Annotated in this window: 4 protein-coding genes; all 4 read left to right on the forward strand. The window is 58.1% G+C overall.

Features of this window, described 5'->3' with window-relative positions:
- Nucleotides 1–377 (forward strand): hypothetical protein (locus G451_RS34680; RefSeq protein WP_034643261.1); only part of this gene is annotated, 377 nt, incomplete at its 5' end.
- Nucleotides 370–645, forward strand: a complete 276-nt coding sequence (locus G451_RS0120415; RefSeq protein WP_027185694.1) for a hypothetical protein — start codon at nucleotides 370–372, stop codon at nucleotides 643–645. The genes G451_RS34680 and G451_RS0120415, both read left to right, overlap by 8 nt.
- Nucleotides 629–838: a hypothetical protein gene (locus tag G451_RS0120420; RefSeq protein WP_027185695.1), complete on the forward strand. Its 210-nt coding sequence runs from the start codon at nucleotides 629–631 to the stop codon at nucleotides 836–838. The genes G451_RS0120415 and G451_RS0120420 overlap by 17 nt, the downstream gene beginning before the upstream one ends.
- A partial coding sequence (locus G451_RS33225) for a regulatory protein GemA (protein ID WP_051261731.1) occupies nucleotides 822–1,206 on the forward strand: 385 nt, incomplete at its 3' end. The genes G451_RS0120420 and G451_RS33225, both read left to right, overlap by 17 nt.

A 1,206-nucleotide genomic window follows, 5' to 3' on the forward strand; every position in this document is an offset into this window, starting at 1 on the left:
TGGGACATACGGTGTTGTCGTTTGTTCGGCAATCCGGGGTTACCGGTGATCAACCGTTATGGACGTTTGATGCTGCGGGTGCTGACCCGGAAACGTGGATTCGGTCGGCTGCCGGGGCGGAGAATTTCCGCTGGAATTTGCTCGGTGCGACGCAAAGCGATCTCTGCATTTATCTCGGTCCGGCTGGGTGTGATGCCTGGGCCGAGGTGGGCGCGGCCTGGGCTGCCGGGGTGCCGGTGGTCGGATTGTGGGCCAAAGGCGAGCCGATCGGACTCAATCGGCGCATGATCCGGCAGTGGTTTTCCTCCTTTATCGAGCTGGAACAGGCGTTGCGGCAGCGTGGTTCGCTCTTGGCCAAAGAGGTGGCGTATGCATGATATCTACCTGGAACGTGTGGCGGTGGTGAAGCCTGATCAGCTGGCCTATCCGGGCATGCGACTGCAAACGCCCTGCTATGCTTTGCCGGAGGGGTACAAGCCCTGCAAGAAGCCGGGATTGCATCGGGCCATGGTGGTTGGCGGCGGGCCGCGTTGTGCGGGGTGTGAGTTTATGTGTCGGTTGCCGGTGACCGAAGAGAAGAACATCGAAAAGGGATATGAATTTCGGACCTTCGGGAAGGGAAAAGAATATGTCCGAAAATTGTGATCGGTTTGTGGTGCGCGATGGGGCGAATCCCGGTGGGGCGGTGTTGGTGGATATCGTAGAGAATCGGTATGTCGCCACCTTCTTAAAACATCCGAAAAAACCCAAGGCACCACGGCAAATGGCGGAACGGTGCGCGGGAATTCTGAACGACTGGCATGCAGAATGGAGCAAAAGCCATGGCAGCGAATCATAGACAAGCGCTCTTGGCCAAGGTGCATATTGCCAAGAAAGACCTTGGGTTGGCGGATGAGGATTACCGGTATCTGCTCGAAGAGCGGTATGGCGTGGCATCGGCCGGGAAATTGAATGGAAAACAGCTCGCCGCCTTGGTGGATTATTTTGTGAGCTGTGGCTGGGATGATGGGAGTGAGGAGCGCAACCGACCTCGCCCTGGGCGGGCCACGGAAAAACAGGTGCGGGCCATTCGGGGGTTGTGGGCCAAGCATGCCCGCAATCCCGATGCCACGAGCCTGGGGAAATGGCTTCATCGGTATTGGAAGGTGGACAAACCGGAATGGCTGACCGTGCCGCTGGCCTCGGAAGTGATTGTGGCATTGCACA

The sequence above is a fragment of the Desulfovibrio inopinatus DSM 10711 genome (genome assembly GCF_000429305.1).
Classification (GTDB): domain Bacteria; phylum Desulfobacterota; class Desulfovibrionia; order Desulfovibrionales; family Desulfovibrionaceae; genus Alteridesulfovibrio; species Alteridesulfovibrio inopinatus.

Excerpts from the sequence above, each read along its gene's own strand:
- G451_RS0120415 (WP_027185694.1), top strand. The coding sequence starts at position 370 with ATGCATGATATCTACCTGGAACGTGTGGCGGTGGTGAAGCCTGATCAG.
- G451_RS0120420 (WP_027185695.1), top strand. The coding sequence starts at position 629 with ATGTCCGAAAATTGTGATCGGTTTGTGGTGCGCGATGGGGCGAATCCC.